The 21196-nt window shown below is 65.3% G+C and carries 23 protein-coding genes; 8 read left to right on the plus strand and 15 right to left on the minus strand.

From position 1 onward, the window contains the following. Positions 1-73 precede the first annotated feature (73 nt). Positions 74-1387, plus strand: a complete 1314-nt coding sequence (locus tag ACFSQT_RS16405) for a hypothetical protein (protein ID WP_379020316.1) — start codon at positions 74-76, stop codon at positions 1385-1387. A gap of 4 nt (positions 1388-1391) precedes the next feature. Here the strand turns inward: ACFSQT_RS16405 and ACFSQT_RS16410 are convergent, their stop codons facing one another. The 4 genes from ACFSQT_RS16410 to ACFSQT_RS16425 form a co-directional block, all read right to left on the minus strand. Continuing rightward, positions 1392-1973 carry a hypothetical protein gene (locus ACFSQT_RS16410; RefSeq protein WP_379020318.1) on the minus strand — a complete coding sequence of 194 codons (582 nt, stop codon included), beginning with the start codon at positions 1971-1973 and terminating at the stop codon, positions 1392-1394. Then, positions 1970-2581, minus strand: a complete 612-nt coding sequence (locus ACFSQT_RS16415) for a hypothetical protein (RefSeq protein ID WP_379020320.1) — start codon at positions 2579-2581, stop codon at positions 1970-1972. The genes ACFSQT_RS16410 and ACFSQT_RS16415 overlap by 4 nt, the downstream gene beginning before the upstream one ends. A gap of 10 nt (positions 2582-2591) precedes the next feature. After that, positions 2592-3188, minus strand: a complete 597-nt coding sequence (locus ACFSQT_RS16420) for a hypothetical protein (protein WP_379020322.1) — start codon at positions 3186-3188, stop codon at positions 2592-2594. A 121-nt stretch (positions 3189-3309) separates the two neighbouring features. Continuing rightward, a complete protein-coding gene (locus ACFSQT_RS16425; RefSeq protein ID WP_379020324.1) occupies positions 3310-3747 on the minus strand; it encodes a hypothetical protein in 438 nt (145 codons plus the stop codon). A gap of 117 nt (positions 3748-3864) precedes the next feature. On the opposite strand from ACFSQT_RS16425, the gene ACFSQT_RS16430 reads away from it, so the two are divergent. Next, entirely contained in the window at positions 3865-4134 is a 270-nt protein-coding gene (locus ACFSQT_RS16430) for a hypothetical protein (RefSeq protein ID WP_379020326.1), read from the plus strand. Positions 4135-4189: 55 nt separating this feature from the next. Here ACFSQT_RS16430 and ACFSQT_RS16435 read toward each other — a convergent pair whose 3' ends face one another. After that, positions 4190-4885, minus strand: a complete 696-nt coding sequence (locus ACFSQT_RS16435) for an XRE family transcriptional regulator (protein WP_379020328.1) — start codon at positions 4883-4885, stop codon at positions 4190-4192. 624 nt (positions 4886-5509) lie between these two features. Here ACFSQT_RS16435 and ACFSQT_RS16440 point away from each other — a divergent pair. Next, complete coding sequence (locus ACFSQT_RS16440; RefSeq protein WP_379020330.1) at positions 5510-6148, plus strand: GcrA family cell cycle regulator; 639 nt, start codon at positions 5510-5512, stop codon at positions 6146-6148. Between the two features lie 189 nt (positions 6149-6337). On the opposite strand, the gene ACFSQT_RS16445 is transcribed toward ACFSQT_RS16440, so the two are convergent. Continuing rightward, positions 6338-6646 (minus strand): DUF982 domain-containing protein, encoded by a 309-nt coding sequence (locus ACFSQT_RS16445; protein WP_379020468.1) that lies wholly within the window; start codon positions 6644-6646, stop codon positions 6338-6340. Between the two features lie 126 nt (positions 6647-6772). Then, positions 6773-7054, minus strand: coding sequence for a DUF982 domain-containing protein (locus tag ACFSQT_RS16450; RefSeq protein ID WP_379020332.1), 282 nt, complete (start codon positions 7052-7054; stop codon positions 6773-6775). A gap of 290 nt (positions 7055-7344) precedes the next feature. Between ACFSQT_RS16450 and ACFSQT_RS16455 the strand changes: the two genes are divergently transcribed. Continuing rightward, positions 7345-7944: a DUF6456 domain-containing protein gene (locus tag ACFSQT_RS16455; protein WP_379020334.1), complete on the plus strand. Its 600-nt coding sequence runs from the start codon at positions 7345-7347 to the stop codon at positions 7942-7944. 55 nt (positions 7945-7999) lie between these two features. Here ACFSQT_RS16455 and ACFSQT_RS16460 read toward each other — a convergent pair whose 3' ends face one another. Together ACFSQT_RS16460 and ACFSQT_RS16465 are read right to left on the minus strand one after the other, a co-directional pair. Continuing rightward, the gene (locus ACFSQT_RS16460) at positions 8000-8323 is read right to left on the minus strand and encodes a hypothetical protein (protein WP_379020336.1); all 324 of its coding nucleotides are present in this window, start codon (positions 8321-8323) and stop codon (positions 8000-8002) included. 164 nt (positions 8324-8487) lie between these two features. Continuing rightward, positions 8488-9381 carry a LysR family transcriptional regulator gene (locus ACFSQT_RS16465; protein ID WP_379020338.1) on the minus strand — a complete coding sequence of 298 codons (894 nt, stop codon included), beginning with the start codon at positions 9379-9381 and terminating at the stop codon, positions 8488-8490. A 133-nt stretch (positions 9382-9514) separates the two neighbouring features. Here ACFSQT_RS16465 and ACFSQT_RS16470 point away from each other — a divergent pair, with 133 nt between their 5' ends. Beyond that, positions 9515-10264, plus strand: coding sequence for an SDR family NAD(P)-dependent oxidoreductase (locus ACFSQT_RS16470; RefSeq protein WP_379020340.1), 750 nt, complete (start codon positions 9515-9517; stop codon positions 10262-10264). A 20-nt stretch (positions 10265-10284) separates the two neighbouring features. Here ACFSQT_RS16470 and ACFSQT_RS16475 read toward each other — a convergent pair whose 3' ends face one another. The 3 genes from ACFSQT_RS16475 to ACFSQT_RS16485 all read right to left on the minus strand — a co-directional run bounded on the left by ACFSQT_RS16475 (position 10285) and on the right by ACFSQT_RS16485 (position 14227). Beyond that, positions 10285-12255: an acyltransferase family protein gene (locus tag ACFSQT_RS16475; RefSeq protein WP_379020342.1), complete on the minus strand. Its 1971-nt coding sequence runs from the start codon at positions 12253-12255 to the stop codon at positions 10285-10287. 302 nt (positions 12256-12557) lie between these two features. Beyond that, complete coding sequence (locus tag ACFSQT_RS16480; RefSeq protein WP_379020344.1) at positions 12558-12863, minus strand: hypothetical protein; 306 nt, start codon at positions 12861-12863, stop codon at positions 12558-12560. Between the two features lie 332 nt (positions 12864-13195). Further along, a complete protein-coding gene (locus ACFSQT_RS16485; protein ID WP_379020346.1) occupies positions 13196-14227 on the minus strand; it encodes a hydroxyacid dehydrogenase in 1032 nt (343 codons plus the stop codon). A gap of 143 nt (positions 14228-14370) precedes the next feature. Between ACFSQT_RS16485 and ACFSQT_RS16490 the strand changes: the two genes are divergently transcribed. Then, on the plus strand, positions 14371-15450 hold the full coding sequence (locus tag ACFSQT_RS16490; RefSeq protein WP_379020348.1) for a LacI family DNA-binding transcriptional regulator: 1080 nt from the start codon (positions 14371-14373) through the stop codon (positions 15448-15450). A 63-nt stretch (positions 15451-15513) separates the two neighbouring features. Here ACFSQT_RS16490 and ACFSQT_RS16495 read toward each other — a convergent pair whose 3' ends face one another. Further along, the gene (locus ACFSQT_RS16495; RefSeq protein WP_379020350.1) at positions 15514-15744 is read right to left on the minus strand and encodes a hypothetical protein; all 231 of its coding nucleotides are present in this window, start codon (positions 15742-15744) and stop codon (positions 15514-15516) included. A gap of 60 nt (positions 15745-15804) precedes the next feature. On the opposite strand from ACFSQT_RS16495, the gene ACFSQT_RS16500 reads away from it, so the two are divergent. Continuing rightward, the gene (locus ACFSQT_RS16500; RefSeq protein WP_379020352.1) at positions 15805-15942 is read left to right on the plus strand and encodes a hypothetical protein; all 138 of its coding nucleotides are present in this window, start codon (positions 15805-15807) and stop codon (positions 15940-15942) included. Positions 15943-15959: 17 nt separating this feature from the next. On the opposite strand, the gene ACFSQT_RS16505 is transcribed toward ACFSQT_RS16500, so the two are convergent. Both ACFSQT_RS16505 and ACFSQT_RS16510 read right to left on the minus strand, forming a co-directional pair. Beyond that, on the minus strand, positions 15960-17156 hold the full coding sequence (locus ACFSQT_RS16505) for an FAD-dependent oxidoreductase (RefSeq protein ID WP_379020354.1): 1197 nt from the start codon (positions 17154-17156) through the stop codon (positions 15960-15962). A gap of 118 nt (positions 17157-17274) precedes the next feature. Then, complete coding sequence (locus tag ACFSQT_RS16510) at positions 17275-18837, minus strand: glucosamine inositolphosphorylceramide transferase family protein (protein WP_379020356.1); 1563 nt, start codon at positions 18835-18837, stop codon at positions 17275-17277. 249 nt (positions 18838-19086) lie between these two features. Between ACFSQT_RS16510 and ACFSQT_RS16515 the strand changes: the two genes are divergently transcribed. Continuing rightward, positions 19087-21195 carry a GumC family protein gene (locus ACFSQT_RS16515; RefSeq protein WP_379020358.1) on the plus strand — a complete coding sequence of 703 codons (2109 nt, stop codon included), beginning with the start codon at positions 19087-19089 and terminating at the stop codon, positions 21193-21195. Position 21196 lies beyond the last annotated feature (1 nt).

The raw sequence follows: 21196 nt of genomic DNA on the forward strand, positions 1-21196 counted from the left end.
CCCCTCGCGTTCCTTGCAAAACAGTCGTGCTTTGCTAGAAAAGCCGGGGCGGGTGGCATCGTGAGAGAACCTCATGTTTGCCGATATCATCAGACCGATCACCTTGAGTTTTTCGCTGCTGCGGCGGTTCTGGCCGCAGCTTGCAGCGCTGGTGCTGGCCGGCGTGCTGGTTGGCGATCTGCTCATGCGACTGGCGGCGAATGTGGCGCTGGCCAATCATTTCGCCGGGCTGGCGATGCTGACGCTGGTGGCGCTGGCGCAATTGGTGGTGACGGTGGCGATGTTCCATGTGCTGCGCCCCGGACTGCCGCATGTGCGTGCCGCGCAGCGCACCGCGGACAAGGCCGCAACCGCCGACGCGCAAGCCATTGGTGAGGCGCCGGGCGCCGCGGACCGGCGCGGCTCGCGGCTGGTGCGGATGGTCACCGTCGCGCTGCTGCCGTTCTTTGCCTACTACGCCGCCTGGGGGTTTCTCGGTGATATCGTGCGGCAATATTCGCGCGAAACGCTCGACCAGGTCGATTTCGGCCAGAGCGCCAATGTGCTCGACGTGCTCGATTCGCGCTGGCTGCTGATCTCGGTGGCGATGTCCTGGCTGATCCGCCGGCTGGCCAAGTTCATGCAGACGAAAACGAAAGCGGCCTCGTTCTGGCAGATCGTCGTGGTGATCTGCGAGACCAACTGGATCTTCGTCGGTCTCTACGTGATCAGCCGCTGGAAGGACGGCGCGCTGCAATGGCTGATGAGCCGCAATTTCTGGTCGGCCCTGCAAGCGGCGGCCGACGGGCTGGCGAGCCCTGTTCCGGTTGCCACGGCCGCGCCGATGGTGCCGGTCGAGATCACCTCGATCGCGCCCTCGACGGTGGCGATCAATTTGTTCTTCTTCATGCTCCTGCCGCTGATCTGGCTGGTGATGGCGGCGCTGATCTATGGCTATGACGTGCGCGATGACGCCGCGCTGATGCGCGTGCACGGCCGGCTGGAGCGGTTCGGCCGGCGCTATGCCGGCCTGCCGAAATTCCTGCGCGATTTCGTCGAGCATTTCATTGCGGGCTACCGCTCGCGCTATCTGCCGATCGCCAACGGGGTGCGGCTGACGGTGAGCTCCAGCCTGGTGCTGTTGTGCACGCTGATCGTCGGCTACCGCTTGCTCGACTGGGGCGCGGCGTGGCTGTGGCTGGGGGCGACGCGGCTGATCGGTCCGCATGAGCTCGATGTCTGGCAGATCGTCTCGCATGGCGTGACGCTGCTGTTCGGCAGCCCGTTCCAAGATTCCTCCACCGGCGTCCTGATCGAGCCGCTGCGCATCTGTTTTCTCGCCGCGGTGCTGGAGACGGCGTTTTCGCTGTCGAAGCGGGCGGCGCCGGCCGTCGAGGCGGCGAGGTAGCGGCTCACTTCGGCGCTCTTTGGAAGCGCAGGAAACAGGGGCGCTCGCTGCCAAGGCCGACGGCCGGGCGAATGGTCTTGACGGCATCCTCGGGCACGATGAAGGTCTCGCCGATGGTGACGACGTCGCCCTTCTTGGCGCCGGAGAAGATCGCCGAGGTGCAATTCATCACCTTATCCGGCAGGCTGACCCCGGCGATGAAGTCCGGCAGCCAGCGGCGGCCGGCGGCGTCGGTCAGGATCACCTTGCAGCCCAGCCACAGTCTTTGCAGATTGGGGTCACCGATGGTGACGGAGAAGGTGGCGATGACGGCAATCGCATGGTCGGGCAAGCGGCCGGCCTTGCCGCCGCGCAGATCGGCCAGCCGCCAGTCGCTGCCGCCGAACGGTATGCTCTGGCCAAAGGCGACATCGCGGGCGACGAGGTCTTCGCCATGCAGCCAATCGCGGATGCTGTCATAGCTGGTTTCGGCCAGTGTCAGGGGCAGCAGGATGGCGAGTGCGACAAGACCGCGCCGGCGCCATTTTTTCTCGGCCTGCCGGCCGTCGCCGGCGGCCGGTCCGGTATCGGTCGCAACAGCGGTCATGTGTTGCCTTGTGATGGCGGGCCTTGTGGTGGCGGGGCGTCCAGATCGTATTGCGGCAGGACATTCGCCGGCTGGCCGTCTGCGCCTCTCGGCAGCGCATCGAGGCTGATGCGGGCCTGGGCGTCGAGTGGGCCGAACTGGCGCGCGGCGACCAGCAGGCTGGCGCCGCGGATCTGGTCCGGCGGCACTTCGAACACGAACAGGCCGCGTTTTTCCAGGCCCGGATCGACGCCGTGCGGCGGCATGTCGGGGCGATAGCCGAGCCGCTCCGTCTGGTGGTAGCGCAGTCCGGTCGGGCCTTGCCAGGTGCCGTCGGCGACAGTGGCGGAGGCGTTGGTGGCGGTGAGGTCGGTCGTCACCACCGCCCACAGGCCGCTCGTCGTCAGCAGCTTTGTCTGGCCGAACTGGTCGGTCTTCAGCGTGCGGGCAAAGATTACCCTGTCGAGGCGGACATCGAAGCTGCGCGTCCGGATGGTGTCATGCATCGAACCGTCGACCGGCATCGGCGCGGTGAGGTCGGCATAATGCGGCATCGACACTTGCATGCCATAGCTGAGCGCCACGGTGGCGCACAGGATCACCAGATTGCCGATGGCCCGAATCCTCATAGCCGCACCCTCATGAGCCGTTTGCCGGCCAGTCTGTCACCGGCAATTCGGCAACCGGCAAGGTGACGGTGCCGAGCCGATAGGGATTGAACCAGCCGGGCATGCCATAGAGGTTGTCGCGCGGCTTGAAGATCTCGGCGGTGACGCCGAAGTTCAGGCTTGCCGGCACGGCGGTGTCGCCGGCAAGCGGCCAGACATAGGCCATGCGTTCGGTCATGCCAGGATGCAGTTCCGGCGTCAGCGTCGAATCGCGGGTCAGCGCGACCATCGGCAGGCCGTCGGGCAAAGCGAGCCCGTCCGGCGTGAAGACATTGAAATAGGCCTTGTCGGATTGCGCCGTGCGGTTGGTCATGTCGGCCTCCAGCACCAGCGCCTTCTGGCCGGGCTTCAACGGCACGCCATAGACCTTGGCACGGCTGACATAGGCGCGCACCGGCTTCACGCGCCAGCGCCCGGCATCGATGGCGGCATCGGCCGGCAATCGCGGCGGAACGTGAGCGGGCAGGGCGCCGAAGGCGCCCATCAGGCCGGCGACGAACAGGGCGGCGATGGTTCCCGCGCCGGCTGTGATCCAGGTCTGAAATCTGCTGCGGGCAGTCTTGAACATTCTGCGATATGCACGTCGAAACGATCAGCCACCCCAGCGCAGTCTAGAAAGAAAGCCTGGCGATTGGAACCCTCAAGCCATCATGCCAGCACAATTGGCCAGCGGAATTGGGTTAGGCGCCCTACGCCGCTTCCAGAGCCCACAGAAGGTGACTGTAACGGCGAAAGAAGCGCGCCACCAGACGCTGCTGTCTGGCCCTGATGAGGTCGGGCAGGCGCCGCTCCTGGCGCCAGCGCGGCATGTTGCGCCAGAAGGCGATGAAGCGGGCGGCGTCCTCGATGGCTTCGTGCGCCGACAGCGCCGGGCCGATCGCCGCCAGGAACAGCGCGTCTGAGTGTTTCAGTTCGTCGATGACCGCCTTGCGCCTCACATGATCCTGGCGGGCGCGTTCGATGCCGTTGCGGCGGATCGCCTCGAAAGCCTCGAGCAAAGCAGGGCTGTCGCCGGTGTAACCGCAGGCACGGGCGAAATCGGCGGCAAGGGCGTCCATTGTTGCTCCCGGATCTGATGCGCCGGGCGGTTCCACGCCCGACTCACATTTGTGAGTTGATGTAAGCATAACTCAAACAGCCGTAGAAGAAAAACTTTTGGGAATCTTTGAGATGGGCGACTCGACTCGTGGCTTCAAACGCAGGAATATGCGAACAAATCAGGAACAAAAAACGAGGCAGGGGCGATGGCATTGCCAAGTAAGGAAGCGGTGATTGCGCATGTCATCTCGATATCGGTCGAGTGCGCCGATTGCGGTCGGAACAGGTGGTGGCGGCCCGATCAGCTGAAGCGGTTCGGCGTGACGGGAAATACGCCCTTGGCCGCGCTTTCAGCGCGCATGCGCTGCATGGTCTGTCGCGCCGACGGCTTGCCGGGCGCCAACGTTGCGATCCAGGCGGCATTCATCGACGAGCGCCAGCGCGAGGTGTTGATGCAGAGGTCGAGACGGGCTTGAGAGGAGAGGGGCGTTGGCGTTGGTTCCTTGTGGGAGAAGGAAAAAACGTCCCGCCTCAATACCCCAGCAGTTCCTTCAGCGGGATGACGCGCAAGACCTGTTTGATGGCGTAGCGGTTGAAGGTCAGCGTCTTCGGCGGGTTGTACTGCTCGACGACCAGTTCGGCGGCGGTGCGCCTGACCAGCTTCTTGATGAAGGCTTTGCCATTGTGCCCGATTTCTTCGGGAAACATCTCGATCACGACATGGTCGCCGGGCACGGCGTCACGGCCGCCGCAATAGATCATGTCGCCCGGTTCGTAACGCGGCACCATGGAATCGGAGAGCACGTGCAGTGCGAACACCTTTGGGAGGTTGCGGATGCCGGGTGGGCGCTGGACATAGCCGGCCGGCTCGCCGTTGAAGGTGAAATCGCCGTCATCGCCGCCGACGGCGGCGCCCAGCACCGGAATATCCATCGGACCGGCGGGCGGTGGGCCGGCATCGGTGACGACCTCGGCGTCGGCGACCGGACCGGCATCGTCGAGGAACACGACCTCGCCCTTGCCCAGCGCCACCGGATCGACGCGCAGGAAGGCGGCGGTCTTCAAGAGGTTCTCGGTCTTGGGCAGGTTACGGCCGGTTTCCCAATTGCCGACGGCGGCGACATCGGTGTCGTTGTGCTCGGCGATATGGCGCATGACCAGGCCGCGCTGCTTGCGCGCCTGGCGGATCGCCGCCCCAACCTTGATCGACAGTTCCGTTTTTGCCATGGCGCCATGTGAGCGATGAAAGCGGCTCTCGTCCATGAAAGAATGGCTTGCATCAATTTTTGAGTTATGCTTATATATGGCCATGCAAAACCTGTCCAGATTCGATGGCGCCGTGGCGCCGGCCTCACGCGAGGCGCATCCGGCGGCCTTCACCGCCAGCCATTCTCTTCCCTCCCGGCCGTCCTCCTCCCCGGCCGGGGCGAAGCCCGAGGCTCCCTGCTTGATTGCATCGGCCTCGGGTCCGGTCCGCCTGTCACTGGCGACCGGAACGGCCGGAGCCGCCGCTCCCAGCGGCTCCGGCCCCCAATTCGATCATGATGATGCTGGTCCGGGTTTTGCCGGTTCCTCTGGCCGCTCGTGCATTCGCACGCAGGACGGCACCGTCATCCTGTTCGACCCGCTGACGGGTCGGGCGGTTTCCGCCCCGACAGAAGAACGGCCGAGGCGCGGCTTTCGCGCCTCGCCCAGGCCGCCGGACGATTGGTCCGATCGGGCAGAGGCTGACCCGGCGCTCAGCCGGCCCTCGAAAACACCCTGACTGCGGCCCTCCGACACATTGGGGCTGAACCCTGACGCTTGCCTGGCGGTGCGCGACCGAAGGCTGAGCTTTGATGGAGGCCTCAGATGGCAAGCTATACCGACACGGAATTGCAGGAGATCGCCCGCTGGCTGAAGGACGGGCTTTCCGCCTCGAGTATCGCGGTGGCGTTCAGCGCGCTGCGCGGCGCGCGCGTGTCGCGCAACGCCATCATCGGCATCGTGCACCGCAACGCCATGCTGGCCGCCATCGGCTTTGCCAATCACAGGCCGGCGGCAGCCAAGCGGGCTGCCGGCAAGCGGACAGTGAGCAAGCCGGAAAGCGGAACGCCGGCACGGGACAGGACCATCGCCAAGGCGGCTAACGCCGAGACGATCGATGTCGCGCTCGCCATCGGCGGCGCCGGCGTGCCGCCGCGCCTGTTCGTGCGCGGCGTGCTGGTGGCCGACGGCGAAGCCTACCGCCTGGAGGTGCCGGTGCCGCCACGGACAGCCCTCGGCCGCCAGCCGCATGGGGTGGCGATGCGCTTCATCGACTGCCTGTTCGGCCGCTGCCGCGCGCCGCTGGACCTGACGCTGGAAGAGGATCCGGACAACGACGCCCCTGGCGGGCGGCCGGGCGCCGACATGCTGTGCTGCGGCATGCGCACCAAGCCGCTGAAAAGCTATTGCCCCTACCACCAGACGCGCTTTCGCCGCCGCGTTTTTGCGGCGACGCCGGGGTGAGGCGTGATCCGCGTAGCGGACGAAAAGCCGATTGCCTGGCTTTTCGAACGGCGAACGCCCGAAGCGACAGCGAAGGGCAGGGGTGCCGGCGGGCGGGTGAGGGACAGCCATCACGTAGGGCCGGAAAGGCGGATGAGCGGCCACGAGGATTTTGAGATGAAGCAAGCCAAGAACGAAAGCGCCGCAACCTTATTTCGGTATCTGGCGGCCTTGCTTGGGCATGCGGCTTTGCACGGTCCTGGCCTCGAGCGTCGTGGCCGATCCGCCTTCCGCCACCAGGATGTCGGCCACCCGGGCAAAGCCGGTGAACACTTTCATGGCGTCGGATTCGGAAATCTGCGCGGCAATGGCCGCACTGCAGGCGTTGAGGGCGCTGCGGTAGACATGACCGCGCCGCTCGAGCGGCCAGCGCTGCAGAAAGTCGGCGGCGTCGCTGACGCAGTCGATGTCTTCGATCTGCCCGTCGATCCGCACCTTGAGTGGCACTCCGGTCTTCATCGTACCCACGGCGTTCACCTTCACTCTGCGCGGGGCTGGAAACCCCGCTTTCATCAACGCGCCACGCTGGCTGGCGGTTGCATCACATTTTCGGCCCGACCGCCCAGCCCACCAACCTCACAACCCTCACGGGCTGACCACGGCGTCCAGCCAGGCGCGGGCGCGGCTTTTCGGCCTGGCCACCAACATGTTCTGTTGCCTGGCCGCCTTGGTGAAGGCGTCGAAGGCGATGCGCTGGCAACAGGTGCCATCCACGGCCAGGGCGACGAGCCGGGCCGCCTCGACATAGCCCGGCGAGGTCTTGTCCGGCCATCGCTGGCCGAGCGCGGTGGCGGCTTCGGCCATGGAGCTGACCAGCATGGTTTTGTTGTCGCAAAAGCGCAGGGTAACCGGCATGAAGGCTGTCATCGGCATATCTCCCGTGTTCCTCGACGCCGCATAACGTCGCGAGACCGTGCTGGTTCCATTAGCAACCGCCAAGGTTGGCTCGGCGTAGCCGAGACAGAGAGGGGGCAACCGCCGCGAAGCCACGGCGGGCTGAGGATAAGCACGAGACCACGGTAGGAACTCGCACGAACAATGATCTTCCGTCGCGCCGCCCCCTCTCCGTCTCGGGCTCTGCCCGAGCCACCTCTCCCCCGTTTCACGGGGGCGAGGAACCCAAGTCCTGCAAACCCCACCCAACCAGGAGCCGCCCGATGCCTAGGAAAGCCAGACCCGCCAAACTCCAGGCGCCAAAACTGCCGAAGGGCGAGGCCGAGCAGGTGCGTATCCGCCGCGAGGTCGGCCATGATTTCGCGCTGAAGGACGACGCTTTCGGCCGCAAGCGGCTGGCCGTCGGCACGCTGGAGGCCAGCCGCGTCTACGAGGTGTCGAATGACGGCTACACCTCCACCGGCGGCATCGTGCGGGTGCGCAACGTGGATCCGTTGCTGGGCATCACCTCGCTGTCGCGCCAGCAGCGCGAAGCCGGGCTGCGCTACCGCGAGGATTTCCGCTGCAGCCAGCAGGCAAGCGTCAAGCCGATGCGCTGGAGCGAGCGCGTCGACGGCGGCCGCCACGGCGGCGGCATCGCCGACAGCGTGCTCGACGCCGGCCGCGCCCACGCCGCCGCCACCCGGGCGCTCTGCCATTGGGAGGTGGCCGCCGTGGTCCAGAAAGTCTGCTGCGCCGGCGGCTCGATCAAGAGCCTGGCCGAGCAGACCGGCGAGGGCAGGGATGTGGTGACGAAGCTGTTGAAAGTCGGGCTGGACCTGCTGGCGGTGCACTATGGGATGATGTTGGAGAGAAGGGCGTGAGAACGCGGCGATCCGACCGGCAATGCCGGCCGGATCCGTTTTTCACAAGATCAGGTCATCCGCAGACGCGAATCTCCTCGATGATCCTGTGGTGATGACGCCAGTGCTTGACCAGTTCGATGTGGCAACGATGGTGCCGGTGATAATAACGGTGGTAATGACGCGGCCTGTAGCCATTGTCGTAGGCATCGTACTGGTAATAGGGGCGATAGACGTAGCGGTCGCCATAGTCACGATAACCATTGTAATAGTCATTGCCGTAATAGTCGTCGGCATAGCCGCCTATGCCGATCGTGATACGACTGCCGGCATCCGCGGGGGCAATCATCGCCGCCGCCGAAGCAATGGCGATAACCGAAACAAGCAGGAGCTTCTTCATGGCTACCTCCTTTTCAGGTTGATCTAATGTAACCCCCGAGACGCGGCCTCGTTCCACGGATTCGTAAGATGTGACGAACGATGCGGGTCCGGGGGGCGCCGTGCCGGGCAGATATCTCAAGAATTCCATACGCGATTGCCCTGCCCGTAGACGGGAGAAGGGAGCTACCGCCCCAACCTCCCCATTTGCCGTGCCAGAAACTCCACGAACAGCCTTGCCCGCACCGGCAATTGCCGGCCGAAGGCGTGCACGATGTGGACCGGCATGGTCGGCATCGGCACGTCGGCCAAGACGTGCACCAGGCGGCCGGTGTCGAGGTCGTCCTGCACGGCGACTTGCATGAGGTGGGCGATGCCGACGCCGGCTAGCGCCGCGTTGCGGATGGCGCCGCCGTCGTCGGTGTCGAAGCGGCCGTCGGGCACGATTTCGGTGCCGTCGGCGAAGGTGATGGGCTGCGGACGGCCGGCCGAGACGTAGCGGATGAAATCATGGCGCCGCAGGTCGGCGATCGAGACCGGAAAGCCTCGGCGCTGGAGATAGGCGGGGGCGGCCACCAGCACGATCGGCAGGCTGGCGATGCGCCGCGCCGTGAGGCCGGCATCCGTCAGCGGGCCCATGCGAACCGCCACATCATAGTTCTCGCGGATGAGGTCGGCGTGGCGGTCGGTGACGCTGAGCTCCAGCTTCACCTCAGGCTGCTCGGCCAGGAACGGCTGCGCCCATGAGGCGATCAGGCCGCGGCCGAGTTCGACCGGGGCGGTGACGCGCAGCAGGCCGCGCGCCGTGCCGGTGCTTTGCACGATGTCCTGTGCATCGTCGAGCGCCCGCAGCAGCGGCGCTACGCGCTCGTAATAGGCGATGCCTTCGCTGGTCAGCCCCAGCCGGCGCGTCGAGCGCTGGATGAGTTTGACGCCGAGCCGCCGCTCCAGCTTGGCAACGCTCTTCGACACGGCCGACGGACTGGAGCCGATCAGCCGGCTGGCGGCCTGGAAGGAGCCGGCGTCCACCGTGCGCACGAAGGCGACGAGGCCGGCGGTCTTTTCGAGGATGGTGGTCATGGCGGCATCATCGCATGTCGAGAAGGACCGATTGCGGAATTCCAGGCAAGAAAGAATGGCCTGTGGACAGCCTAATACGCTTTTTTGGGCCGATTAAATACCGCTCATCGTCAACATCACGAGGAAAGAATGGATGAGCAGTCTGAACGGCAAGGTCGCCATCGTCACCGGCGCGTCGAAGGGCATAGGCGCGGCCATCGCCAAGGGGCTGGCGGCGGCGGGTGCGGCTGTCGTGGTTAACTATGCCTCATCGCGGGAAGGGGCCGAGCGCGTCGTCGCTGCCATCGAGGGCGCCGGCGGCCGGGCGGTGGCGGTGAAGGGCGATGTCGCGCGGGCGGCAGAGGTGCGCGGCCTGTTCGAAGCGGCAAAGTCGTCATTCGGCGGCGTCGATATCCTGGTCAACAATGCCGGCGTGTTCCAGTTCGAGCCGCTGGAGGCGGTGACCGAGGCCGAGTTCCACCGCGAATTCGACACCAATGTGCTGGGCATCGTGCTGACCATCCAGGAAGCGGTGAAGCATTTCGGGCCGGCCGGCGGCAGCATCATCAACATCAGCTCGGTCGCCAGCTTCAACCCGCAGCCCAATTCGCTGGTCTATGCCGCCACCAAGGCGGCGGTGGATTCGATCACGCTGTCGATGGCGCGTGAACTCGGCGCCCGCCACATCCGCGTCAACGCGATCGCGCCGGGCGGCGTCGACACCGAAGGGCTGCAGCGCGTCGGCGTCGTCGGCAGCGAACACGAAAAGGCGCTGGTGGCGATCACCCCGCTCGGCCGCTTCGGCCAGCCCGACGACATTGCGAAGGTGGCGGTGTTTTTGGCCTCAGACGAGGCGGGGTGGGTGACCGGAGAGCGGATTACGGCGTCGGGTGGGTGGCGGTGAGGGGGCGCGGGCGCCGGTTTTCAAAACAACGCCTTTTCCAGCGGCCCCTCCAGCGTCTCGGCAAAGGCAGTGGCGAGGTGGTGGCGGTCGCGGAAGGCGAGCTTGCCGCCGATGAAGACGTGGCAGGCGGTGCGGCCGCAGAAGCGGTCGGTCAGGTCGACATAGAGAGTGTTGGGCACGCTGGTCACGACGGCGCGCTCGGCGGCGGCTGCATTGTCATTGGCGGCCTTGGCCCTTGGCGTGTCGCAGTGCGGCGACGGCGCCTCGCGCCACCACAGCGTGCGTGCCACGCAGGAATCGGCGAAGCTGGCGTTGATCGGCGTGTCGCGGATCACCGCGGCCTCGACGCCGGCCCGGCTGAAGGCCTGCAAGGTCGAGCGCAGGCCGGCCTGCCAGCGCGCTGTCTCGGCGGCACGGCTGGCGGCGGGCATGTCGCGCGTCAAATTGCCGATCGAGAATTCCGAGATCACCACCAGGCGCGGCTTGCGCCGAATGATGTCTGATATCGCCTGCTCGCGCCAGGCGTCGCATTCGGTGTAGTCGCGCTTCAGCACGGTGTTGAAGGTAGAGAGCCGCGAGGCGCGGCATGATGATTTGAGATAGGTGACCACCTTGGTGTCGTTGCGTTTTGCGGCTTCGATCAGCGGCGTCGACCAGTGGTCGGCGTGCGAATCGCCGAATAGCACGATGGTGTGGGCGGCGTCGGTGGCGCCGAACACGCAGGGTTTGGGCGTCACCGTGTGGAAGTCGAGCAGGCAGCTCTTGTCGACGGCGCGGGCGATGGAGGGCTGTTCGGCCGCCCGCTCGATGCCGCGCTGCTCAGGATCGATGTTGCGCTGGGCCAGATGCGCATTGGCGTAGGCTACGGCCACGCCGACACCCGTCAGCGCCAGCGCGGGAGCCAGCGCTCTTGCGCCCACCGTCAGCCAGCCGGCGCGCCGTCCCGGGTTCTCGATCAGGTGATAGGTGAACACCGACAGCGCCAGCGCCAGCGCGCCGCAGCCGAGGCGCTGCGGCGCGGTGAGATCCGGCACCAGCATCTGCGCATAGACGATGACCGGCCAGTGCCAGAGATAGAGCGAATAGGAGAGCGTGCCGATCCATTGCAGGGGCGGCAGCGATAGAGCGGCGGCCGGGCCAAGGGATTGCCACCAGGCCCGCCTTCCGGTCTGCTCCGCGCCAACCCCGCTCACCAGCACCAGCACCGTGCCGGCAACCGGCAGCAGCGCCAGGTAGCCGGGGAAGGGCATATCTTCGCTCAGCAGGAGATAGGCCGCCGCGATCAGCGCCAGGCCGAGCCAGCCAAGTGCCGCCCGCAGCGCGGCGCGGTGCTGCAGCAAAGTCGCCGGCGCCAGCGTCGCCAGGCCGCCGGCGGCGAACTCCCAGGCGCGCAGCGGCGAGACATAGAAAGCCCAGGCCGGCGCTGCGCTGGTCAGCCACATGCAGGCGGCGAAGGAGGCGAGGCCGGCCGCGCCGATCACCGCCACGGCGGTGCGCCGGCCCGGACGCAGCCAGGCGGCCAGCAGCAGCAGCGCCGGCCAGGCCAGGTAGAACTGCTCCTCCACCGACAGCGACCAGAAGTGGATGAAGGGATTGCTGGTGGCGTCGGCGGCGAAATAATCGAACGACCAGCGCAGCAGCCACAGGTTGATGGCGTAGGCGGACGCGAACATGGCGCCGCGCGAATAGAGCGCCTGTTCCTGCGGCGACAGGATGAAATAGCCGGCCGCAAGCGTCGCCAGGATGACGAACAGGGCCGCCGGCAAAAGGCGCCGGGCGCGCCTGGCATAGAAGCGCCACAGATCGAGCCTGCCGGTGTCGCCGATCTCCTGCATCAGGTGGGTGGTGATCAGCCAGCCGGAGATGACGAAGAAGATGTCGACGCCGGCAAAGCCGCCGGGCAGTGCGGTGAGGCCGAAATGATAGGCGACGACACCGCCGACGGCGAGCGCGCGCAATCCCTGTATGTCCGGCCGGAACGATGCTGCCACGATGGCTCCTTCGTGCAAGCCCACCCTTGGCCCACCCCTTGGCCCGACCCGCCGCAAATGTCGGCCGGGCAGGCTGATATCGCAATGCAACAAATCTATCGCAGTGCAACATGGCCAGAAAAAGGGAGGCGCCTTTCAGCCAACGGGCGCGGCGCTGTGGCATCGACGTCGATGGCCCCGGCCCGAAATCTTGTTGTCCCCGAATCCTCTTGGCCCCCGAATCCTGTTGGCCATGGCCCCGGCGAACGCAAGGCAGCCCCGCGAACGGGGCTGCCTTGTCGTCGATCCGAAGAGCGGTTCGCTTACTTGCTGCCGCCGTTCGCTTTCACGCTGCTGCAGAATTCGGGATGGCTGTTGGCGGCGTTGGCGTTCTTGGCCTCGTCCTCGCAGGCCGCCATGACCATCTTCTGGTCTTCCGGTGTGAGTGCCTTCCAGGCCTTCACGAAGTCGTCGTTGCCGACCATCTTCTTCATGCTGGAGTCGGTGTAGAAGGGCTGCATCTTGGCTGGGTCGTCGAGAGCCGATGTTCCGGTCGCGCCCGCGGCGAGGGCGGAGCCAGCAACCATCGAAAGCGCCATGGCGCCAAAGCTGATCATCTTGATATTCATGGCATGATCCTCCTGCTGATTTTGGGATCGTTGAGCAACGATCATCCGGCAAAACGACAGGTTCGGATCAAAAGTTCCGGGAAAAGGGGGCAAATCTGGCAAAATATAGCCGAAAAAGCTTGAAACTTTTTCGGCTTTCTCTCGTTCACCGGCACGTCAGGCGGGCTTCAGCCGGAGCCTTCTACGATGCGCCGGCTCTCGCCGCAGACTGCGACTGACGAGCGAGTTTTTCTTCACCGAAGCGCCGCTTGCGGGATGGATTCTCGGGTCTGCGCGTCCGCTTCGCCCGTGCATGACGAAGGTAGGGTCGTGAGCGGGCTCGACCTACGCGGTCAGTTCTTGTCCACCGGCTTGGAGCGCATGCGCGATACCGTTTCGCGCTCCGCGCGTTTGGAGCGCAGCGGCGGCAGGCCGCGGTCGATCAGGTCCATATCCTCCAGCACCATGTCGCCCATGCGCTTGAAGGCGATGTCGAGCGCGCCGGCGCGGTGGGCCGAGCGCAGGAAGCCGGGCAGCGCACGCACCGGATGGTCCGGCGCCAGCGGCTCTTCCGGGAAGACATCGCTGGCGGCGACGATGTAGCCGCTCTTGACCGCCGCCATCAGGGCGGGAAAATCGACGACACCGGCGCGGCTGAGCAGGATGAAGGCGGCGCCCTTGCGCATGCTGGCAAAGGCATCCGCGCCAAGAAAACCCTGGTTCTCGCTGGTCACCGAGGCGACGACAAAGACGAAGTCGCTCTGCGACAGCACCTCGTCGAGCGAGGCCGGCTCGACGCCATTGTCGATGAGGATCGACGGCGGCAGCCAGGGATCGAAGACTTTGGTGCGGGTGCGGAAACCCGACAGCAGCCGGTTCAGCGCGCGGCCGAGATCGCCGAAGCCGATGATGCCGACATCGGCGCCCGACAGCAGCCGCGCCGTCTGGTTGCCGTCGCCGCCCCACAATTCCTGGCCCTGGCGAAAGGCGAGGTCGGCATCGACGATGTTGCGGGCGAGGTTGAGCGCCATGGCAAGGCCAAGCTCGGCCACCGGCTCGGCAAAGACCAGGCCGGTGGTGACGACATGGATGCCACGCGCAAACAGCGTCTCGTAGGGCATGTTGTTGATCAGATTGGTCTCGACATTGAAGATACAGCGCAGCGACTTCATGTGATCGAGCGTCTCAGGCGTGATCGGCGGCTGGCCGACGATGTAGCGGACTCCAGCCAGCACATCGGCCGGGAGCTTGGCAACGCCGTCGGGCGCCGTCTCGACGATGCGGTATTTCTCCCGCAAGCGCGCCAGTTGCGGCGGCGTGAAGATGAGGTCTAGCGTGCGTGGCTCGGGTGCGCTGATGACCAGCGGCAAAGTGTTGTTTGACATGACGATTCCTCCCGGGCTCGATCCGGTCACGCTTCTCGACTTCAAATTACCTCGGATTAAACGATTTACAATCGCGAAAAATCGATTTACTGATTTTGCAGCGAACGAGGAATGCGTTTGTCCCCGCCTCGGGAGGAGGACCAATGGCGCACAAGCAAGCCCAGCAGCGGCGTCCGTCGATCCATGACGTGGCAAGCCATGCCGGCGTGTCCGCCGCCACCGTCTCCAAGGTCATGGCCGGTGTCACCACGGTTAAGCCCGAGAATGCGCAGCGCGTCTTCGATGCTGTGAAGCTTTTGGGCTACCGCGTCGATCCGCTGGCCTCCGACATGCGGCGGGCCAAGCGCCGCATCATCGGCGCCATCATGCCCGAGTTCGAAAGCGAATTCTTCGGCCAGATGGTCACCCAGCTCGAAAGCCTGGCCGAGCAGCGCGGCTATACGCTGGTGGCCGCATCGAGCCGCGAATCCGAAGCGCGCGAGAAGGAAATCCTCGAACGCATGCATGACTGGCGGGTGGCCGGGGTGGTGCTGGCGCCGGTGCGCAACGAGCACGGCCCGGCGGCCGGGTTCATGAAGGCCAACCGCATGACCGGCGTGCTGATCGACCGCGTGCTGTCGGACGACGCCTTCGACACCGTGTCGGCCGACAGTGCGGCGGCAAGTGCCGAGGTGGCGCGCGAACTGATCGGCAAGGGCCATCGCCACATCCTGATCATCGGCCTCGGCGAACAGGCGGCGACGATGCGCGCCCGCCTCGACGGCTTCCGCGCCAGCACGCTCAAACTGGCGCCGGATGTCCGCATCGATGTCTTGCTGGCCGAAACCGATATCGAACCGCTCAGGGCGCAACTGCGCGATTATTTTGACAAGTGCGAAGTGAAGGGTGGGGGCGAACGCCCGACGGCCGTCTATTCGCTGTTCCTCAAGGGCACGCTGGTGGCGCTTTCCGAATTCCGCCGGCGTGGCTGGCACTGCCCCGACGACATTTCGCTGGTCGGCTTCGACGACGCCGAATGGATGCAGGTGACATGGCCGGCCATCGCCGCGGTGGTGCAGCCGGTGCGCCAGATCGCCGGCCACGCCATGGAGGCGTTGTTTGCCAGGATTGAAGGCGGGGAGGGGCAGCCGAGAGCGCGGCTCGAGCCTTGCCAGGTTTTGATGCGGGAATCCGTTGGCTCGCCAGGCAACAGCCCGCGTCCCGGGGGAGGAAACCGACAATAGCCATTGTCGACAGGCAGTAGGCGCGCACTGCCCTTGGCGGCCTGCATGGAAGGCGATCGCCGGCTACAGCGGCACCGTTGCGCTGGAAATCTTCACTAAGCGCCCCGCGGCCTCGACCAGACGCTGTTGCGCGGTTTGTATCCTGCTGCGCAGCGCGATGTTCTCGGCCAGCATTTCTTCTGTGCGTTGAATCGCAAGCTCGGTCCGGTTAATGCGCTGCCTGGCATTGGCGACTTCCAAGGCCAAAATATCGGCCACCATCCCGTGACCGTGGGGTTCCATGGTGTTCGTCATTTGTCTCTAACACCTGACGGGCGATATCGTTCCCGCTTCCCGCGCACGCGCGCGCGAAGCATGAACCATGTCGATGTCGACTTTGCCGGCGAGCTGGCGGCATGGCGGCCGGTGGCCGACAACCCCGATGATGTGATTGGAGTCGGGCTGCCGTTCCTGCGCGAGGAGGCGCGCAAGGCGGGATTGACGCTGGGGTGACCGGGCGACGGCGTGTTCTATGACGCTTCGCCGGCGACAGCATTTGCCCGCCGCTGTCCGAAATGCCGTATCTTGCGGCCGACCATCATCAGCTGGCGCGCGGTGTTGTTGCGCAGGCGGCGGATGCGCCATTCCAGCCCTGTGCCGGTGGTGATCGCCTTGGAATAGAGGCTGGACCTCATGCCGTTCTCGTCGGCTGCGATTTTGACCGGGTCGTCATAGAAGGCACTAATCTTGTCGGCCGCCATTCCCGGTGTTTCGAGCCAGCGCGGAATGTGTACCGAATGGAGCCGATCGACATCGGTCATCACCCGCTCGATGCCGACGCCCGGCGTCGGACATGTCGTCAAGAACGCGTCGCCGACGAAGACCACTCCGTCGCGGCGGTGGCCTTGCGTCGTGGTCAGATTGATCTGCCTGACCTCGACGGGACCCGCGACTTCGAAGCTGCCGCATTGCGCTGATATCTCGGGCATCAACTCGCAAAGCATCTTTTGCGGTTCCTCACGAAAAGCCCTTGTCCACGGCTCGGCCACTTGCCGGTAGACGAACATGTTCGACCGCATCTTGTTGCCGATGGGAAAGATGGTGATGTAGGCGATACGATCCCCGGGCCGTTTGCCGTAATAGGTGACCGAATGGTAGGCGCAGTCGCGCGGCGAGATGGCGAGGTCGAACCCGATCGATAGCGAAAACGCCTTGGATTCTTCGATGCGGTCGACGCCGATGGCGCGCCGCACCGCTTCGCTGTAGCCGGTGGCCACCACCACAAGACGCGCGTCGATGACGGCGCCGTCGGCGAGCACAAGCCGCTGCTTGTCCGGTCCGGTGATGATCTCGGCGACCTTGCCCACCGTCAACGGAACTTGAGGCGGCAAGGCGTCGCGCAGGCCGTTGATCAGAGCGCCATAGGAAAATCCAAACTCGCGGTTGCTTTCGCGCGCGAACAATTGCCCGAGGCGGAAGATATGCATCTCGTCTATCGTGGTGACGAGCGGCAGAACCGTCGCGTCGAGGCCCAACTTCTCGAACTGCTGCAGCTGCTTCATGCCGAGCTTCTCGGCCCGGAACTCGGGGTGGTGGACGCGGTGCGGATCGATCAACGCCACCTTGCGGCCTGCTTTTCCAAGCACCGTTGCCAAGGTCGTGCCGGCCAGTCCCGCGCCGACGATCGCCACGTCGACTTCGGTCAGGCCAGCCTCTGCGGTGCTCATTTCGCTGCCCTTTCTGCTAGTCATCTTCCCGCTCTGCAATCTGTGGTGGAAAATACGCCGGGGGCCAAATCAACCTCAAGCAACCTGCGCGCGCGACTGGTAGTAACCAATTTTTAGGCTAATGCCGGCCGCCTCTTTGCTTCCAGCGCGGTGCGATCGCCGAACCATCGATGAACTCGAGGCCGCCCGCCTCGTTGAGGGTGTGAAGTTTGCGCCCACCCCATAGCGCACCTGGGTTTAATATCGTCTCAACGACCTGCTCCATGCCGATCAAATCAAGGTGAGTAATGCGTGCAATGCCGAGAGCCGCGCCATAGCTCCTGCGGCAGTCCTGCACCGGGCGCAGCAATTGGCCGCCTCGTTTCACCATGCGGCCGGCCGGCCTTGCCGAGGCGATGTCGATCAGCACGGGGTTGTTCGGATGCGGAGTCCAGGGGCCGCGAAAATCCGGCGCCGACCACAGATGCAGTGCGTCGGAGAAGGCGCCTGCGCCATCCCGGGTGGCGCCTGCGCCATCCCGGGTGGTGCCTGCGCCATCCCGGATGGTGCCTGTCCCATCCCGCACGGTGGCGAACATCCACCAGCTGCCGCCATGCTCGACCAGCGTGGCGTCACTGGCGACGACGCCAGACAGAAGCGTGGCTTCCTTGACCCAGCCACCCGGGAACGCCGTGGCCCGGTAGAGGTCGACCGTCCCATTGGCGCAGCTTTCCGGCACCATCCAGACCTCGCCGTCGCGCTCGAAGACGAAGGGGTAGGAGAGATGGTAGGGCAGTTCGAGCACGGGCTCAGGGCGTCCGAGCGGGCCGGCCGGACCGAAGGCTACGGCGGAGATGATGGCCTTGCCGAGCCGGTGGATATAGTCCTCGACGAACAGGGTGACCTGGCCCTGGTAAACGATCGGGAATGGATCGGCGTAGAAGCGGCTGCCATCGTCCGGCAGCACCTGCCAGCCCGATGCCGGATGCGCGCGCAAGTCGAACAGATCCTGGCCCCTGGTTTGCCGCCAGCCGACCTTCCAGTGCGGCGCGTTGTAGCAAAGATGGTAAATCTTCTGGACGATCCGCCGTGCCAGTGCCTTGCCCGCCCTCACGCCAAGCTTGCCGGCCGAGGGCATTGGCGGCGGGGCACCAGCTTGCGCCGGCTCGGGCAGCACCGGCACGGCCTTTGCCGCACTTGTCATCGCCGCAACGATCAGGCTTGCCGTGCGCGCCAACATGTCCTGGAACGAAGCCAGTGCGATGCCGCCATACTCGGTTCCCAGGCGCCCGGCGGCAATCGCAACGCCGTTTTCCTCGATCCGGGCAAGCGGCGTCTGGCCGTTGAGGATCAGGGCCAGCAAGGCCGCTTCTCCACTGGCGCCATCATAGGTGAGGCGCCAGACTCGCGTGCCTTCCAGCAGGACGTCACCGCAGAGGTCGAGCACCAGGTCGGGTGAGGGCCGCTCCGTGCGGTAAGGAGCGAGTTCCGAAAGTGGCACGCGCCTGGCCGGCCCGTCGCCGGGCAAGCCATGTATTGCTGTTTCAAGTTGGAACAAGGCCTCGGCGCTGCGCGGGATGCCGCCGTCAGCCGGCCGGGCGTCGACGAACAGCGTCACCTCCGGAAGCGAGGCCAAGCGCTGAAGCAACATGACATGGAAAGCGCGGACGCATTGGCTGTCCAGGCGAAGGCTTACCCGCATATCGAACGCCCGACGGTTTGGCACATGTCATTGCCGACGCGGCCGGTCCGGTTGAAGTGTTGCCCCATCTATGCCCGTCTCCTGCTCAGTTTTGCAATCTCAACACTCCGATTTTCTTCTAAGCAAACTCCGTGCCAAAATTCACGCGGGCTCCGAACATAATTAATAATGTTTTAACAATTGGAGTAATAGCTAGGCTCACGCCGCAATTTGGTCTTGCAGGCAAATGGGGTATTGTAGGAGGCAGCTATGCTATCATCTCTGCCCGTGGTGCCTCAGCAATACTTTCCGGAAGCGGGATCGGTGGAACCAGCGGGATCATACGCACCTTCGACTGTCGAGCTTGGCGATCTGAAGCGCATTCTGGTGCGTCGTCGCTTGTGGATCATCGGCACCGCCGTGCTGCTGACGCTCGCAACCCTGCTCTACGGCCTCCTTACCCCCGCGCTCTACAGCTCGGTGGCGGAAATCATCATCGATCCGCAAGATCTGCAAGTGGTCACCAATGATGTCAATCCGAGCCGGATCTCGCCCGATGGCGGCATCACGCAGGTTGAAAGCCAGGTCAGCGTCGTCCAGTCGACGGGCGTGCTGCTGCGGGCGATCGCGGCGACCAAACTGACCGAGGATCCGGAGTTCAACGGGCAGGGCATGCTGTCGCGCGTCCTCGGTTCGGGTTCGGCCGCGACCGACAGGACGGTGGCAACGCTCGACGGCCTGCGCCGGCGGCTGGCAGTGAAGCGGGCGGACAAGGTCCTGGTCCTCGACGTGATCGTCACCGCCAAGAGCGCGGCCAAGGCCGCACTTCTGGCCAATGCCATCGCACAAGCCTATCTGGCCGACCAGGCGAGCGCGCGCGCGCAAGCCGCCACCGATGCGTCGAAGGCGATCACCGCGCGGCTGGACGAACAGCGCAAGCGCGTTCAGCAGGCCGAGAATGCGGTCGAAGCCTACAAGTCCGCCAACAACATGGTGATGGCGGCAGGCAATCTGGTCAGCGACCAGGAGCTGACCGAGCTCAACACGCAGCTTTCGGCGGCGCAAAGCCGTACCGCGACGCTGAAGGCGCAGGTCGACCAGATGCGCAAGCAGAGCGGCACGCCCGACGGAACCTCGGAAGCGATGCGCTCGTCGGTGATTTCGAGCCTGCGGTCACAGGAGGCAACGCTTGTCGATCAGGTCTCGCAGCTTGGCACGGAACTGGGACCGCGCCATCCGTCGATGATCGCCGCGCAGCAGCAGCTGCATGACACGCGGCAGCTGATCGCGCGCGAGCTCGGCCGGATCCAGACGGCCGCCGAGACCGATTACGAGCGGGCGCTCGCCAACCAGCAGGCGCTGGAAGCGAAAGTCGCCGGCCTCAAGAACAAATCGCTCGACACCGACCAGGCATCCGTGCGGCTGCGCGAATTGCAACGCGATCTCGAGGCGGTCCGTTCCGTTTACGCAACCTACCTGCAGCGGGCCCAGGAAACGCGCGAGCAGATTAACGTCGACAGCACCAACGCGCGCGTCATTTCGGATGCCATGCCTGCCCAGAAAAAGAGCTGGCCGCCGCTGGGGCTGCTTTTGTTTGGCGCCATGTTTGGCGGACTGGGGCTGGGCACCGGCCTGGCGCTGATCGCGGAGTACTCCTCGCCGACGGTGCTTTCCAGCGCCCAGATGCAATTCACGATCGATGCTCCCGTGCTTGGCATCCTGCCGGCGGGAGAGAAGGCGGGACGGCGCTGGTGGCGTTTCGGCACGAGCCCGGCCGTAGCGACCAGCCAGAAGACCGACGCCGTCGTCGGCCTCGCGCTCCGGCGCATGTTCAGTTCGGGCCGGCGTCCGCCGGATTGGCCGCTGGTGCCATCGATCCTGGTGACGTCGCCGCCAGAAGATGGCCAGCAACGCAACAGGATCGCACGGCTCCTCGCCAACGCCGCGGCGGCCAGGGGCAGCCGGGTCCTGTTCGTCGATACCAACGCCAGCAACGGCCAGAAGGACCCGCAGCCCGGAATACTCGATGTGTTGCGCGGCGAGTATGCGTTTGAAGCGGTCAGCCGCTACGCCCCGGGCAGCAACGTTGCCCTTCTGGGCAGGGGGCGGCCGAAGGCGATCTTCCAGGAAGCGCACGGCGTCTACTTCGCGCAGCATATGCTTGCCCAGGCGAGCCGGAGTTTCGAACTCGTCGTCGTCGATGGCGGCGCGCTCGCCGAAAATCTGAATGCCTCTCCGCTTGTCGCCATGGTGGACGAGATTGTGCTCGTCGCCAGGTTGAACGCCACGCCGATGCGTGATGTCAAGGCGACGGTGCAGGCGATTTCAGTGATGGGGCGGGTGCCGACAGGCGCCTTGCTGGTCGACGAGGCGGCCTGAC

This window comes from Mesorhizobium calcicola (genome assembly GCF_042682105.1).
Lineage (GTDB): Bacteria > Pseudomonadota > Alphaproteobacteria > Rhizobiales > Rhizobiaceae > Mesorhizobium > Mesorhizobium calcicola.